Genomic DNA, 15,358 nt, shown 5'->3' with positions numbered 1-15,358 from the left:
GCCCGCAACCCAGGCACATCACCCCGCGGGAACTTATCCCCCACCACCACCGGCACAAGCCCCCGCAACCACTCAGGCAAATCAACATCCCAATCCCACGCCACGCCAACACCCTCCCCAACAACACAGCAAGCACAACACCAGCAAACACAGCACCGAAAACCCGGCACAAAGCCCGGCGTTCCCGGCAGCACCCAAGGGGCCAGACCCACACCGGCAGCCCACGCCAACCAAACACCATATCGGCAATCCCAACCCACGCCAGAAACACATCACCCAAATATCCCGCACCCCATCCCAGATAATTCCCGGAACATATAGATAATCCGCGGCAGGCAATCGATTCCAGGCGCCAAAATACGGAAAGGTGCCGGGCCCAGCCCACCGGCCCCTCACATTGTCCCGGCACACCCGGTGACCGCACGCCGAGCCTGACGGGGCCATGAACGGGTCGGTTCGTGCACAACGCCCACCGGCCGGCCATGGCGAACGGGATAGCGCCGACCTGTCGGACCAGTCCACCATGCCCCGCCGGGCATTGACTTGATCCAGGAGACGGCGAAAGGCGACACCTTCGGAAGGGCCCCTGGCGGATATCGTGGACCAGGGGTTCGAAAGTGGGCTGCACTACGGGCCGCAAAGACCGAGGCAGCCCGCGCATAAGGGAAGATGGCGGCATCCGTACGAAGGGAAAGCCCAACAGTGAGCATCGAACCGTCCTCAATACCGAACCTCGAGGAACCGACTGACCCCCAGCCCGGCCCTGGAAACGTGGTCGTCCCTGACCAGAATCTGGTCAAACAGCTACTGGAGCAGATGGAGCTCAAGTACGTCGAGGACGAGGAGGGCGACCTCGCCGCGCCGTGGGAGGAGTTCCGCACCTACTTCACGTTCCGGGGTGAGGAGGAGCAGCAGATCTTCGCGGTCCGTACCTTCTACGACCGTCCCCACAGCATGGAGGACAAGTCCCGGCTGCACGAGGCGATCGACGACTGGAACCGCCGCACCCTATGGCCGAAGGCCTACACCCACACCCACGACGACGGCACCCTCCGCCTGATCAGCGAAGTCCAGATGCTCATCGGCCTCGGCGTCGGCCTGGAACACTTCGTCTCCAGCACCGTCAGCTGGGTCCGCGCCTCCATCGAATTCGAAAACTGGATCCTCGAAACCCTCGGACTGGCCGAGAACCCACAGCCCACCAACGACGGCGACAGCGACAGCTTCTTCGCGTGAAGTGACCTGCAACTAGACAATCGCCACAGTTCACAGGCGCAGCCTCGGGCCGCATCGCATCAGGAATCCCGGCACCCCCTATCGCGCCTGACAACCCTGCTGTGCACGGCCACCACAACGGGCGTGCGCAGCAGGTGTTTGGTGAAGGGCGACCACCGCCCCGCTCGGCCCACCCCCGTGAAGGGCGACCGTCGGCGATGCGCCGATCTCCCCCACCACCGGGAACAAGCAGGTACTGCTCGGTGTCATTCAGGCTCGGGACCAACGCACACGGAGAGAACCGGCACGAGGCTTGCCCTTATGGGTCAGGCTCGGAAGCGGACGAGCCAGCCGCCAGCCCCGCGTGCGGCTTCGGCGTCAGCTGCTGCTTCTTCCTGCTCGCGGCGTTCGCGTTCTTCCTGTTCGACCTGGAGCGCGGCGGCCCTCGCGTGGCTTTCGCAGTCCTCGCACCGCGTCGGGTGCCAATGCGTGGTGGGGTCGGGGTAGTTGCGGGCGGCTTTCCAGCGGTCGTCGGGGAACTTCGCCCCGCACTCCGCGCAGGCCGGACGCTTGGCTTCCCGCTCGGCCTTGCGCTGCTGTTCGACCTGGTACGCGGCCTAACGGGCCCTGTGTGCCTCCTGGACGGCTTCCCTGCGGGGGTTGCCGATCGCGTCGGTGAGGGTCTCATGCCGGTCCGGCCGAAGCGCCAGAAGACGGCCCCGGCCGGGCCGTGCTCGCGCAGGTTGTTCAGCCCGGTCGCGATGATGGGGATCTTCTGGTCGTAGGAGTGGAAGCCGTCCTCGCCGTGCCACATGCCCTGCCACAGGTGGCGGGTCAGGTCGGCCAGGCGCGGGACGGTGCGGTCCGGGTTGCGGTCGCCGATCCGGTGGAAGACCAGCAGCACCGGCGGATGCGGCACGTCCCCCACCGGCCGTCGGGGACCGGCCAGCGGGTCCGCCACATCGCCCGCTCCTTGCCGTCGGTGTCCTTCACCTGCCGGCGGAAGAACCGCGCGTACTTCTCCAGCTTGCCCGCGAGTTCCTCCGCACTCTCGTGGCAGTTATCGACCTCCACGAACAGCAGCCGCACCCCGTCCTGCGCCGCGGCCAGCACGATGTCGGCCTGGGCACCGCCCCGCCCGGCGCGTTCCACGTGCCCGTGGCCGGCAGCGGGACCTCCGTCGCATAGGAGGCGATCGTGCCGATCCCGGCCGGACCGTCGACCACCGCGCGGGCCTCAGCCAGCGCCTGCGGCGGTTCCCCGGCCAGCAGGGTCAGGTCCGGCTTCGGGCGCAGCAGGGCGATGACGGTCTCGTTGACGGCCAGGGCGTGTGCGGCTCCGCTGCTGCCCGCGCCGCGGGCCGGGCCGCCCATCTCCCACAGCGGGCGGCGTAGTTCGTGGGCGGCGGCTTCCAGGCCCTTGACGGTCAAATTCCGCAGGGTCTCGCCGCCTGTGGTGGTGCCGCCGTTCTCCGCCAGGCCGTGCCTGCGCAGATCCGACAGCGCCCCGGCGTGCGCAGCGGTGCGGGCCGTCTTCCGCATCGACGGGGTCTTCTTGAGGGTGTGCTGGAACGACTGGTGCGGTGCCGCGATCCGCTGAATCTGATCGACCGTGGCAACCTTCAACACCCCCAACACCCGCAGCACATCCCCCCGCAGACCATTCGACGACCCCGCCGGATTCGCGATCCGTCTGCCCGCCATCAGCCCCGCCCCCTTCCCGTCGCGGCCGGCCACCAGCCGGACGCCCTGTCCCGTCCGGCCCGAGCGGCCCAAGCGGCCCCGCCGGGGACCCGGCCCCCGGGAACCCGATGATCTCCTCCCCCACCGACACCACAGAGGGGAAAAGAGGGTTGTGACGGCCCGGGAAGCACGCAGAATCCCGGCCTGACCAGGGGAATTCCCTCCGACACTGCTGCAGGGTACCCAAGTGGGGACCCAAGGAGCACCCCAAGCGGCCCCCACAGGAACCCCCAACGGCTTGCCCAACACGGGCAAGCCTCCCTCTCCCCCGTCGGCTGCTGCCGTGCCGTGTACCAGCCATCGGTCTCCCCCACTGCACAAGGGCCGCCGCCCCGGACAGGGCGACCGCGGAAGGAGCAGCGTGTTGGAAGCCCCCTTGTCCGGGGCCTGTTCAGCTCCGCCGGCACGTGCGGTCCTGGGAAAACGCACGCCAGACCATCTGGTCAAGGGGGCAGCCGTTCACCGCCCACGCCGGGCCGCCGCGCGGACAAGAGGGCACGAGGTACTTCCGGCAGTTGCACGCCGAACGGCACAGGGCAGGGCCCGCACACCGGCCGCGATGGCCTCCGGCCCGGCACAGGCGCACCCTGGAATTACGGCCCCGCTGAAAAGGCTCTCCCCCGGAAGCGAGGCCGCTCAAAAAAATAGTAGTGAGTGATGGCGTGGGGCCCTCTCCCACTGCGAGAGGGCCCCACGTCTGCCGAGCACGCAGCACCACCGTGCACGCCAACCCCTTGACCGCGTCCTGATCCGCCACCGGCCCACTGTGTTCGCTATGCCCCTTGACCGCCCCTTGACCGGCCGGAATGTCCAGGTGTGGCAGACCAACGCCGCGGCGCTACTGGCACCGGGTCACCGCCGCGGCGAGCCCAGCACAAGGGGGCTACTCGCCAAGCCAGCGCCCGGCCGCCGGCGCCTGGCCGTAGTGCAGCGGCAGGCGCAGGTGTCCCGTCCGGACCGGTGAGTGCCGGCGGCGCCTGTCCCTCGAGGGCGGCGAGTTCCGCCGGCAGCAGGACGCGGGTGCTGCCAGGTCGCCCGGAACCAGCGATCGAGCCGCTCGCGCAGGCGCCGTCCCATCTCCTCGATCACAGCGACACGGTCGGGGTTCACCTCCCGCAACCGCTGCCAGCAGGTGCCCGGCGGGCCCGCTCGACCGTGACGGTCAGCCGTCACGCGGTGACGCCTACCACCACGGCCGTTCGGAGCGTCACCAGTGCCGGCCGCGTTCCGGCGCAGCCGCCATGCCCGGGTGCGGCACTTCGGTGAGCAGTACACCGCGTCCGTGCGCGCGGACTGCCGGCAGGCTCGCCGACAGCATCGCGCAGCGGCGTGAGGCCGGGCTGTCGGTCGGTTCGGCCGCCGGGGCGCTGTCGGAGGAACGGCGGGACGCCTTGGAGGCGATCGACCCGTCCTGGGGCCCATCCTGGCCCGTGGCCTGGCAGCGCTCCTACCGGCTGTGCCGGAAGCTCATCGAGAACGGCCAACCGCTCTCCGCCGTGCCGGGCCAGGTGAGCGTTCAGGGTGAGGACTTGGGCGCGTGGGTCCAGGCACAGCGCCTGGGATGGGAGCAGCTGCTGCCCGCGCAGGCCTGGATGTTGGAGAACATGCTCCACCTCGGCCCGGCAGAACCTGGTGAGAGGCAGCCAGCGCCCCGCACGCAGGCCGACAAGTGGGCCGATCAACCTTCGGGCCGCCCAGCAGTTCCACGCCCGAGAGGGCGCCCTCCACGTGCCGCGTAAGCACGTGGAACAGCTCACTGACCCGGACGGGACCGTGACCGAGGTCAAACTCGGCCAGTTCCCGGAAAGTTGACCGAGGACCGGCGCGCGGAACTCGAGAGGCTCGGCATGCGCTGGTAGCAGCACAGTGAACGGCCGGGCCGTTTGAACGGGGGAACTCGGGCCCGGCCCTGCCTCAGCAAGGATCAAGGTGCGGCCTCGCGCAGCTGGTCGTCGAATGGGCGTGACATTGGCTGCAGCCGGTCGTTGAACCCCGCGACTGTGCACAGCGAGACTCCCGGAACTTCCCCCCGGGGTTCCGGGAGTCTCGTGCCAGGGCGCAGCGTTGGCGGTGTTCATCGGCGATAACGGCGATGAGGACTCAGGGACGCAATAGAGCGCGGCGCTGTGTGTGTTGTTGTCAGCCTGCTTCGCGAAGGGATTGCCCGCTGCTGCGCGGGCCGGTACCGGTCTGCCGGTGCTTGAGGCGGGCGGCCTCCAGGAGAGCGCGCCAGGATGCCACGGCCGGTCGGCGCTGCAGGAGCGCCCGGCGTTCCCTTTCGGTCATGCCGCCCCAGATGCCGTCCTCAATTCGGTGATCCAGCGCGTAGGCCAGGCACTCGGTGCGTACCGTGCAGCCCGTGCAGACGGCCTTGGCCCGGTGCTGCTCGGCACCTTCAACAAAGAGCACATCCGCATCGCTGATACGGCACGCCGCGCGTCCGCCCCAACCCTCCGCCCTCATCCCAGCCGTCCTCTCCTCCGCCCTGATCAGGCAGGCCAACCCTGGCAGGGACACTCAGTCCTCGTGGCAAGACAGCAAGTCACCAACGCCTGCCAGGTGACCGCGATACAGTGCCGCCCGCCGCATCACGACGCGGCAGGCACAGACACCCCACGGCCCGTCCCCACGCGGGCCGCCACCCCAACGCTGGCCCAGCGCAGCGCAGCGGCTCCCAGGCCGCCCCCACGACGGCCGGAGGGACGGGCGCACCCCGCGCAGGGACAAGCCCCTCTACAAGAGAAGTCAGACCGGCAGGCACCCGCAAAACCGCCCGTGACCAGGGCCAATACAGCTCGGCCGCCGGAGGATGCGCAACGCCCGCCGCAACCCCTGGCGAAACGGCTCTCGCAACGCCTGCCGCAACGGCCCTCGCAACACCGCCAAGGCGGCCTCCAACCCGCGATGCCCACCACCGCCAACACGCGGCCCCGCCCCTCGGGGCCGCCCTGAAGCCGGCCCGGGCGCCGGCCTCAGGGGCGCGTACCCACCACCGGGCCGCCCAGCGGCGGGGGAGCGTTCCCCGCGAACCGCCCGGCCCTCCACCTCTCCATCCTGCTCTCGATGGCTCCAAGGGGCGGTTCCAGGGGAAGAAGTCAGAGCGGTGGACCTGCACTCACCACCAGGTCTGGCCTGCAGCAGCATGTCGGTGAGTCGCCACAAAGCCGCAGGTGATGGCGCAGGCAATGTCGCGGCCCGAGACCGGGGTGCAAGCGATAGCGCAAGGGATATTGCAAGGGCCGGTGCCGGGTCTGCGGGCACGTCCCCGGTGCCCTGACGGGCATTGACGTGGGCCAGCAGACGACGCAGGGTGACACCCCGGTGGCGTACCGCTTCACGCTGGCCCGCATCGTGCACGCCGGACCGATCACCGCGCACGCGGCCCTGGACGACTGGGCCCACGGCCAGATCACCGTTCCCGTACCCGCCCTCGCCCTGACACAGATCAGCGGTCTAGGATCCGCGGTTTCGTGAGCAATTCCGCGTGATCATGAGCACCGTCCGAGCAAATCCGCGCGATCATGAGCAACGGTTACGGCACCACCACCATATGGGCTTGCCTGGGCGGCGAGAGCGAGATCGCGCCCAGAAGCGAAATGCACCTCCGCCATGCCTTATCGGCTCAGTGAGGAGATCGGGTTCGCCCGATGGGCGCCGGTCAGCCCTCAGCCGCGTGGCCTGGGCCACTTCTCTTGGAGCCAGGTCAGGTCGGTCTCGGCGCGGGAGCGGGCCGCCCGCTCGCGGGTGAACACCGCGTCCGTCTTGGCTAGGACCAGGGTGTAGGGGCGTCCCTGGCGCCGGGTGGTGTGGGAGACGGGCAGGCCGACGAGGTCGATGCGGCTGTGGATGTGGCGGCGCTTGTCCTTGGCGAGCGGCCACTCCATGGTCCGGCGGGTGCGGGAGGTGAGGAAGTTGTCCAGGCCGGGGCAGAGGTCGCAGTCGGAGGGGCAGCCGCGGTCCGGGGTGAGGGACCAGTCGTCCGCCGCCCGGACGGGGCGGGCCAGGGCTGCGGTCAGCCGGGTCTCGCAGTGGTCGGCGAGGGACTGGAAAGCGCGGGCCGCCGGGGTGCCGTCGCGGACGCCGGCCTGTCGGCGGGCCGCGGTACGCAGGGACGGGAGCAGGCATTCCAGTACGGTGTCCGGTCGGCTGCGTAGAGCGGTGGTGATCATTTCGGCGGTCTCGGGACCGGTCGCCCGCAGGAGGTGGGCGAGCGGGGTGCCGAGCCGCTCCAGGGCCGCCTGGCGCTCCTTCTCCCGGCCGATGCCGAGCCAGCCGGTGAGCTGCTGCTCGAACGCGCGCCAGACCCCCTCGGCCAGTGGTGTGGCCACCCCGTCTCCGTCACCGTCCATACTCCGCAGCGCGGCGCCGAGGCCAGGCAGGGTTTCGAGCCAGGCGTCTCGGTCGGCCCCGGTGTAGGCGCCGACCGGGCCGAACCAGCTGTCGACGACTCCGCGTGCCCACGTCCGTCCGTACCGTGCGGCCGCTTTCGCGAGATCGGGGGCGTGCCGCTCGTCCAGGGTCTCCACCCCGAAAGGCGCGAGAAGCATCGCGGCGGTGTCCGCTTCCTCCACTCCCACCGCGACGCCCAGAGCCGCGGCGAAGAGCGGGGCTGCCGCCGGGCCTGAACCGTGGTGGTTCCAGATCGGGGCGAGCGACCGGGCGAGCGTACGCGCCAACTCCAGCTCCCCGGCGTCGAGGCGGCCCTGGAGTTCCCGCACGGCTTGCGCGGAGCCTGCTTCGGCACGTGCCGCGAACGAGCGCTGCCGGGGCCAGAGCACCACCGCGGCCCGCCGATACCAGCGGTCCAGGGTGTTGCCGTAGTTGCCCATGTAGCCCTCGTACTCGGATTGGTAGGGCGTGAGATCCTTGTTCGCGGTGGTGGCGCACACCTCGGCGTACGGAACGGGCAGCGAGATCTGCTCACCGCCGGCGCCCTCGGGTCGGGTCCACCAGCCCAGGGTGATCTCGTCGTCGATCAGGTCGGTGAGCTCGTAGTCGGAGAAGTCGCCGCTGCGGCGGCGCTCGGCGCCGGGCTCGCCGTCGGGGTCGAGAAGACACTCGCCTTCACACTCATCGTCCTCGCAGTCGTCGAAGTGCTCGACCTCGCCGTAGTAGTCGTAACGGTCGTAGGGCGGTTGGGCGTCCCAGGTCTCCTTCACCTCCGCGAGGGCGAGGACCGCTTCGCAGTCGGCCTGTCCGGCGGCCTGGCGGAGCAGGTCGGCGCGCGTGGCGTCGACGCCCTTGAGACGCTCCCAGTCCAGGCCTCGCTGGGTGTACTCATGGTCGAGGAGGTAGACGAGCCGGCCCGGCGGCTCGGGCTTGGTGCGGCCGTAGCCGTAGCGGTCCTCGGCGGGCTGGGTGAAATGCTCGGTCACGCACTGGGCCAGGTCCGCCACCAAACTGCCGCCAGGTTCGCCGACCGGACGAACGGGCTCGGCGAGCAGGTTCATGGTGAGGGTGATGCGGTAACCGGAGGTGACGGGCTTGACCTCGTGGTGGCAGTCCGCGTAGAAGGCGGTGAAGGTCAGCCGTTCCCTCGACGCCTTGTACGTGACGGAGCGGCTGGCGTGTTCGACGACGAGTTCGCCGCCGGTGTGGTGCGAAGGCAGCGAGACGACGAGGCTACCCACCATGGAGTCGTCCTTCTCGGAGTCCTGGTGCGGCAGGAAGAACTGGCCCTTGCCGTAGACGAGCAGCGCGTGCGGTTCGGCCCGCAGGACGGTGGTGGACGGTAGGCCCAGCGCGGTGCGGACCCCGTCGAGGACACCGCTCAGCGTGCGCTGCCAGTCGGGGCCACCCAGGGCGAACCGGTCCGGAGTGATCTCCCAGGTGTCGCGCACGCCGGTGTCGGACAGGGTCTGCGCCCCGCGGCCGAAGCGGGCCTGCCGGGCATGGGCGATCAGCTTCCTGGTGACTGGGGCGCGTACGGGGAGCCGTAGGTCACCGACGCCGTCGACCGTGATGCGCAGCGCGCGGGCGGGCATCTCGATACGGGTGCTGAAGTCCCCGCGCCGCTCCGAGCTGTCCAACAGCTCCGCCAGTCGCTCCCGTGTCCCTTGCCCCATGACGCTTTCGTCCCTCTACTCGGCGGCGTGCCGTTCCGGATGTTCCGAAAACCCTAGCGCTACGGGAAGTTCCCGCACCCGGATGGCGGAAAGCTGGTTCTTGACATCCCGATTGCTCACAGGGTGGTGCGGACATGACCGCAGCTGCGGGAGAGCCCCCTGGGGCGGAATACGTCGCGCGGGCCTTGCGCCAGTCGGCCGCTGAAGGTCTGGCGGCGGACTTCACCGAGGACAAGGACAGTGACCAGCCGGGCCAGTCTGATCTCGGTGTCCCGGTGCCGCTGCTCGTTGAGCCGTACGCCCTTGAGCGGGACACGGACGGAGGCTACGGTCATCCAGCCGATGACGGAGCCCAGTTGACGGCTGCGACGAAGTGCACGATCTGCGTGCCAACGACGTTCATGCCTGTTCCACGACGCAACTTGCCATGGCGCGTCGTCCATGAGTAAGGGCCGGTCGCCGTGCACGCACTGGCGCTGGTCTCAGCACACGCATACTCAGGACGGGAATCGGACATCATGGCGGACGTGGATGTCTGGGAAGACCCCGCCGAGCTGCGCATCCGGCTGGACGTGGCGGTGGAGGAGAATGCGGCGCTGCGCGAGGAGAACCGGCGCCTACGCGACCTGCTGGGGCCGGCCGCGCAGGCGGTCCCCTGCTGGGACGAGCCGTCGCCCCCGCAGCAGGTGCCGTCGGCCGTTCAGGATCCTGCTGTGGTAGCGGTGTCACCGTCCGGCCTGCCCTGGGCCGATGCACGCTCGACGGTGGAGACGAAACTCGCCTTGTTCAAGGCGCTGTTCGCGGGCCGCAGCGACGTGTACGCCCGCCGGTGGGCCGCCAAGTCCGGAAAGACGGGATGGAGCCCGGCAGAGACCAAGCGGCCCTGGGAACGCCGCCCCGGGGAAGAACGCGAACTGCTGCCGCTCACCGACCGCGTGCTCATCGAGCACCTCAGCCGCCCCGAATCTGGCTCGGATGCCCTGCATGTCGGGCTGTATCCGCTGCTCACCGACGACACCTGCTGGCTGCTGGTCTGCGATTTCGACGACCGGGACTGGCGCGGCGATGCTGCCGCTTATCATCAGGCGTGCCGGGTAGCCGGAGTACCGGCGTATGCGGAGATCTCCCGGTCCGGCGAGGGCGCCCACGTATGGACGTTCTTCACCGACCCCGTCCCCGCTGGCCTTGCCCGGCGACTGGGGGCCGCACCGCTGGGCGACGCCATGACCGCACGCGAGCGGATGTCCCTGGCCAGCTTCGACCGGTTCTTCCCCGCGCAGGACCTTCTGCCGACGAGGACATCCGGCAACGGCAGTTTTGGCAACCTGATCGCTCTGCCGCTCAACGGCGCCTGCCGCGAGCGAGGCACCACCCTCTTCTGCGACCCGGCGACCTGGACGCCCTACCCCGACCAGTTCGCCCGCCTCTCCCAGATCCAGCGGCTGAGCCGGGGCGAGGTCGAGGCCCTGGTCAACACCTTGCAGCCGGTCGAGGTCGGCCCGGCGGCCACGCTCGAGGCGATGCCGCCGAAGCCGCGGCGTACCACTCTCGGCAAGGCCCCCGGAGTAGTACGGGCCCGGCTGGGGGCCATGCTGGCCATCGCCACCCAGGGCCTTCCCGCCCCGCTCGTGGCGGCTCTCAAGCACCTGGCGAGCCTGCACAACCCGGACTTCTACAAGAAGCAGAAGATGCGTTACTCCACGTTCGGGACACCCCGGTTCGTGATGTGCTTCGACGCGAGCGATCCCGATTGGCTGCGCATCCCCAGGGGGCTGGCCGACGAAGCAGCCAAGCTCGTCGCCTCCGCAGGCGGAGACCTGTGCATCAACGACGACCTGCCCTCGCACGCCGCGATCACCGCGCGCTTCACCGGCGAACTCACCCCGGTGCAGGCCAAAGCCGTCGACACGATGGCCCCGCACAGGACCGGTGTACTTGTGGCCCCGCCAGGCACTGGCAAGACCGTGATGGCCTGCGCTCTCATCGCCAAGACCGCGCAGCCGACCGCGATCATCGTGAACAAGGCCGAACTTCTAGCCCAGTGGCACGAGCGCGTGGCCACCTTCCTCGACCTGGGCGACAAGGAAGTCGGTTCACTGGGCGGTGGCAAGGACCGCCGCGGTGGCGTGGTCGACCTGGTGATGCTCCAGTCCCTCGCCCACCGCGACGCCCCCGACCAACTCCTGGATGGCTACGGCCTTGTGATCGTGGACGAGTGCCACGCCATCGGAGCACCGGCCGCCGTAGCAGCGGTGCACAGAGCCGCCGTGCGGCGCTGGACGGGCCTGTCCGCCACCCCCTACCGCGCGGACCAGATGGACGCGCTCATCACCATGCAGTGCGGCCCCATCCGCCACGAGATCGCCGACCAGACCACCTTCATCAAGCACCTGATCGTCCACCCCACCGCCTTCACCACCGAGGAAACCGGCGACGACGGCGTCTCCTTCCAGGCTCTGTACGGAGAACTCGCCGCCGACGAGGAACGCAACGCCCAGATTGCCGCGGACATCGCCGATGCCGTCCGCCGCGGCCGCCACAGCCTCGCCCTCAGCAACCGCATCGAACACCTCCACCGCCTTACTGAGGCCCTCCACCACCACGGCATCCACCCGATGCTCCTGCACGGACAGCTCAGCGCGGCTGAGCGCGCCGAGGTCCGTACCGCCCTCAACTCGGAAGACATGGGCCCGACCGTGCTTCTGGCCATCGACAAAGTCGCCGGCGAAGGCTTCGACGCGGCCCGCCTCGACTGCCTCTTCCTGACCAGCCCGTTCCGTTTCAAGGGCAAGAGCATCCAACAAGTCGGCCGCGTCATGCGCGAGCTGGAAACAGGCAAGACCGACGTCGAAGTCCACGATTACGCCGACGTGGAAGTCTCCCGACTGGAGAGCATGCACCACCATAGACGTCGCGTTCTGGCCCGCCGAGGCTTCACCACCCGTATCACCACCGACTCCTCTGCCACCACCGGAGGCTCTGCGCCGCAGGGCGACACCTCGACCGTCCAGAATCCTCATGCGGGGAAGTCGACCGTTGCCGAAGTCCGTGCCTGGGCCCGCGACAACGGCCACGACGTCCCCTCCCGAGGACGCCTCCGCGCCGACATCTGGACCGCCTGGCACGCGGCCCACCCGACCTGACGACGGGAGTGATCGTCGCAGAATCGGATACGGGCCGCGGAGTCGGCGTCGTCGAACTCCGGACACGATGGATCCGCCACTACTCACAGTCACCGCCGCCGACATCCCGGCGGCCGTTTCTGCTCATGATCAGCCGACACGCAAATTCTCATCACACGCGGATTCCGACATTTTCGCAGAGACTCCTGCTCACGATCACGCGCTCCCTACAAGCGGCCTGCCCCGACAGGAACTCGCCGGAGCAGTGTTCGAGGTCATGGCCAACTGCGCCGCCACAACCGACACCGACGTCGACCCACACGGCTGGCGCCTCCTGACCCGCCGCGACAGCGAACAGCACCTCGCGGCGGCGCAATCACTGAGCGACACAGCCACCTGACCCAAGGGCCATAGCGCCCCGCGCCGGCACCGCATCGTTCCTCCTCCCCGGTGGCTATCGCGCCAGGGAAGAGGTGTCGTCGTCCCGCACCGGCTTGCCCACCGGCCATGACCAGCAGCAACACCCCAACACCGGAGACGACCGTTCCTACCTTCGGCCCACCCCTGCACGCAACCGTCCAGCACACTGTCCAGTCCCCGGTCCAAGCAACCACTCCAGAAGCGCCAGGAGCGAGTGTCCGAAGCCCACCGCCGCGGCGCGCCCTGCCCGTGCAGCACGGGCACGCCCCCGGGGAACAGGCTTACCCAGCCCAAACCACGGCCCGGTCAGGAGAAGCCGGCGACGAACCGGCGGCCACGAAAAATCCCTATGCCCTCCCGCCCACCAACCCGGTTGCCCCGCGGTGCCGCCCCGGGGGCCCTGATCCCGAGAAGGCAGGACGCGTGGGCCGGCCTGACCAGCGGTTCGGGCCCGTGAGCGCTGTTACTTAGCACCGGCGAATGCAGGCATCAGGTCACCGCGAGAGACTGGAATCGTGGCGATTTGGGCGTACATTGCGTTCCATGACACAGGCGTCTCTGGCGGACAAGCCGAACCTGACGTCAGCGAGGCGGTGCGAGACTTGCTGACTACAGTCGACGGCCTGCGCCGCTTCTATGGATCGGTCACGTGCTGGCAGGTCATGAAGGAGTCGGCAAGCACACTCGCCGAACGGATGCTCGCTGAGGCCCCGGCCACCATCCAGCACGGGCAAACGTGGACGGCCACCGTTGGCGACGTCGAGGCACGGCTCTACCCCCGCCATGGCGGACCGATCAGCCAGAACGCCCACCACGGCCAGAGCGCCCACCACGGCCCCGAACGGCATTCAGAAGCAGCGCCACGACACCCAGCCAGGTCACGACTCCCCCCAGACAGACCCCGAAGCTGACGTTGCCGACCCACCCCACTGCCCCGGCAAGCGTGCGCCGCAACGCAGAACACCAGAATCCCTGGCGGAGGGGTGTGTCCACTTGTTTGCACCCCCCTTCTGCTGCCACCCGGAAGCGCGCCAGCCTCGAGCCTGGCCGCCGCCTCCAGCGTGGATCCCCGGCCCGGGCCGCTCAGTGCACCAGCCGAATGGCCTGGCCGCCCGACGCTGCGAGGCCACGAAGGCTGTGTTCATCGCGGCGCGGGCGGTGTCGTGCACGGCCGCGGCGAGGTAGGCGTCCGCGCGGCGGGCTTCGTCGGCGGTGAACGCCTCCCGGATCCAGCGGGGCACGTCGCTGCGGGTGCTGGGGAAGGCTGCCAGGCCCCGGAAGTGGACCATCTCCTCCGCCAGCTGCCAGTCATCCCAATCGGCCTTGTTGCTGTCCTTACGGAAGTCCATGGGCGATCGCTCCTTCGGATTCGGTCACGCGGCGGGGGCATAGTGGGCGGGGTCGGCAGGGGTCCCGTCGTGGCACTCCAAGCAAAAGCCCAGGGTTTTGAGAGGGAGCACGAACGTGTACCGGCGCAGGCAGGCGGGACAGGTCTGTCGCGCGGCCATGGCCCTATCCAGCGCCGCCGCTTTGGCAGGCGTCATCGGCCGGATGGGCAGGGCGAGGTCGACCCGGTACAGCCACGCCATGCGCGTACACACCCGGGTCAGGCCCAGACAGCGCCGACAGCGCAGCTGCGCCACGGGCTCGTTCCCGCCCGGGCGCAGGCGCAGGGCGCGCAACTGACGGCGGGTGGCCAGGACCCCGGCCGGGGCGCTGCCCCACTCATACGTCAGGAATCCCGCGCTGCTGTCGTTGTCGCTTGGCACGGACGGACCTTGCGGAATGCGGGGCGGTACGGGGCGTGCGACGGTAAACACGACGGGGACCTCCGAGTCCAAGGGTTCTCCGGTGGTGGCAGGGCGGCCGCGCCCACGAGGCAGCGCGGCCGCCCCGCTGCGTGTGCGGGGCGGCCGCGCTGGTGTGGGGCCGGCGGGGTTGTCTGGCACCGTTCTCCGCCCGGTCCGCGCAGGTGCGCGGACCGGACAGGCAGCGGTCAGTCCAGATCGCGGTCAGTGTCGTCAGTGGTGCCGGCCGGTGGCTGTGCCTGGATGGTGATGTGGGGCCGGAATTCCGGGGCGGTGTTGTGGATGTGCGCGAACACCCGGGGGCGCAGGTTCAGGCCGCGCAGGGCGAACGCCGACGCGAACGACCAGGCCAGTACCGCGATGGCCACGGCAACGGTCCGGCCGGCGTGGGGGCTGGCCGACCACACGGCCCAGGTGCTGGCCGCGCCCCACCCGATCCACATCAGGCGTATGCCGTTGCTGCGGGTCAGGAACCCGAGCACGAGAGCGGCCAGGCCGGTGAGCTGCCACAGCGTGTAGACGGTGGACGCCGACACGGCCAGGCCCGCGCTGTGCTGCGCGAGGTAGGCACGGACGGGCTGGTCGATGACCGCCCAGACGCCGGTGGAGGTGTCGTCGCCGACCTGTACATGCGGGGCGGCTATCAGGATGCGGTTCGCCGTGGACCACAGGACCTGGGCTGCGCCGTTGATGAGCAGGATCAGCAGCGAGAAACCGGCAGCAGCGAGCAAGGCTTTGATCCAGTGGGCCATGCCGTGCCAGCCCTCGCGTGGGGCGTGGCGCAGGTCGTCCCACAGTGAGTACAGAACGCCGTCCTCGCGCCATGCGTCGTCCCAGCGTTCCCGGACGCTCTCGCGCCAGGAACGACCGGAACTGGCGGCGGGCTTGACTTGCAGATCGTCGGGGCCGGGGCCAGGCAGGTTGGCAGACACGGTGAGGTCTTCTCCTTGATCGATCAGCGGGACGAAGTGGGCAGGGGCCGGACG

At 69.5% G+C, this 15,358-nt stretch carries 12 protein-coding genes; 4 read left to right on the top strand and 8 right to left on the bottom strand.

Annotated features, from left to right (window positions below; genetic code table 11):
* Positions 1-702: 702 nt before the first annotated feature.
* Positions 703-1,236: a YbjN domain-containing protein gene (locus PV350_RS36215; RefSeq protein WP_500337748.1), complete on the top strand. Its 534-nt coding sequence runs from the start codon at positions 703-705 to the stop codon at positions 1,234-1,236.
* Positions 1,237-2,049: 813 nt separating this feature from the next.
* On the opposite strand, the gene PV350_RS36210 is transcribed toward PV350_RS36215, so the two are convergent.
* From PV350_RS36210 to PV350_RS36200, 3 genes are all read right to left on the bottom strand, one after another.
* Positions 2,050-2,289: a hypothetical protein gene (locus PV350_RS36210; protein ID WP_500337749.1), complete on the bottom strand. Its 240-nt coding sequence runs from the start codon at positions 2,287-2,289 to the stop codon at positions 2,050-2,052.
* A complete protein-coding gene (locus tag PV350_RS36205) occupies positions 2,205-2,951 on the bottom strand; it encodes a replication-relaxation family protein (RefSeq protein WP_500337750.1) in 747 nt (248 codons plus the stop codon). The genes PV350_RS36210 and PV350_RS36205 overlap by 85 nt, the downstream gene beginning before the upstream one ends.
* Positions 2,952-5,096: 2,145 nt before the next feature.
* Positions 5,097-5,420 (bottom strand): WhiB family transcriptional regulator, encoded by a 324-nt coding sequence (locus PV350_RS36200; RefSeq protein ID WP_500337746.1) that lies wholly within the window; start codon positions 5,418-5,420, stop codon positions 5,097-5,099.
* Between the two features lie 825 nt (positions 5,421-6,245).
* Here PV350_RS36200 and PV350_RS36195 point away from each other — a divergent pair.
* Complete coding sequence (locus tag PV350_RS36195) at positions 6,246-6,431, top strand: hypothetical protein (protein ID WP_500337744.1); 186 nt, start codon at positions 6,246-6,248, stop codon at positions 6,429-6,431.
* A gap of 191 nt (positions 6,432-6,622) precedes the next feature.
* Here the strand turns inward: PV350_RS36195 and PV350_RS36190 are convergent, their stop codons facing one another.
* Positions 6,623-9,022 (bottom strand): 2OG-Fe(II) oxygenase, encoded by a 2,400-nt coding sequence (locus PV350_RS36190; protein ID WP_500337742.1) that lies wholly within the window; start codon positions 9,020-9,022, stop codon positions 6,623-6,625.
* A gap of 116 nt (positions 9,023-9,138) precedes the next feature.
* On the bottom strand, positions 9,139-9,357 hold the full coding sequence (locus tag PV350_RS36185; RefSeq protein WP_500337740.1) for a hypothetical protein: 219 nt from the start codon (positions 9,355-9,357) through the stop codon (positions 9,139-9,141).
* A gap of 192 nt (positions 9,358-9,549) precedes the next feature.
* Here PV350_RS36185 and PV350_RS36180 point away from each other — a divergent pair, with 192 nt between their 5' ends.
* The gene (locus tag PV350_RS36180) at positions 9,550-12,165 is read left to right on the top strand and encodes a TOTE conflict system archaeo-eukaryotic primase domain-containing protein (protein ID WP_500337738.1); all 2,616 of its coding nucleotides are present in this window, start codon (positions 9,550-9,552) and stop codon (positions 12,163-12,165) included.
* Positions 12,166-12,409: 244 nt separating this feature from the next.
* Positions 12,410-12,544, top strand: coding sequence for a hypothetical protein (locus PV350_RS36175; RefSeq protein ID WP_500337736.1), 135 nt, complete (start codon positions 12,410-12,412; stop codon positions 12,542-12,544).
* An 898-nt stretch (positions 12,545-13,442) separates the two neighbouring features.
* Here PV350_RS36175 and PV350_RS36170 read toward each other — a convergent pair.
* The 3 genes from PV350_RS36170 to PV350_RS36160 form a co-directional block, all read right to left on the bottom strand.
* Positions 13,443-13,913, bottom strand: coding sequence for a hypothetical protein (locus PV350_RS36170; RefSeq protein ID WP_500337734.1), 471 nt, complete (start codon positions 13,911-13,913; stop codon positions 13,443-13,445).
* A 24-nt stretch (positions 13,914-13,937) separates the two neighbouring features.
* The gene (locus PV350_RS36165; protein ID WP_500337733.1) at positions 13,938-14,333 is read right to left on the bottom strand and encodes an RRQRL motif-containing zinc-binding protein; all 396 of its coding nucleotides are present in this window, start codon (positions 14,331-14,333) and stop codon (positions 13,938-13,940) included.
* 227 nt (positions 14,334-14,560) lie between these two features.
* On the bottom strand, positions 14,561-15,304 hold the full coding sequence (locus tag PV350_RS36160) for a hypothetical protein (protein ID WP_500337731.1): 744 nt from the start codon (positions 15,302-15,304) through the stop codon (positions 14,561-14,563).
* Positions 15,305-15,358 lie beyond the last annotated feature (54 nt).

The sequence above is a fragment of the Streptomyces sp. PA03-6a genome, assembly GCF_033792765.1.
Lineage (GTDB): Bacteria > Actinomycetota > Actinomycetes > Streptomycetales > Streptomycetaceae > Actinacidiphila.
This window is presented reverse-complemented; position numbering and strand designations above follow the sequence as displayed.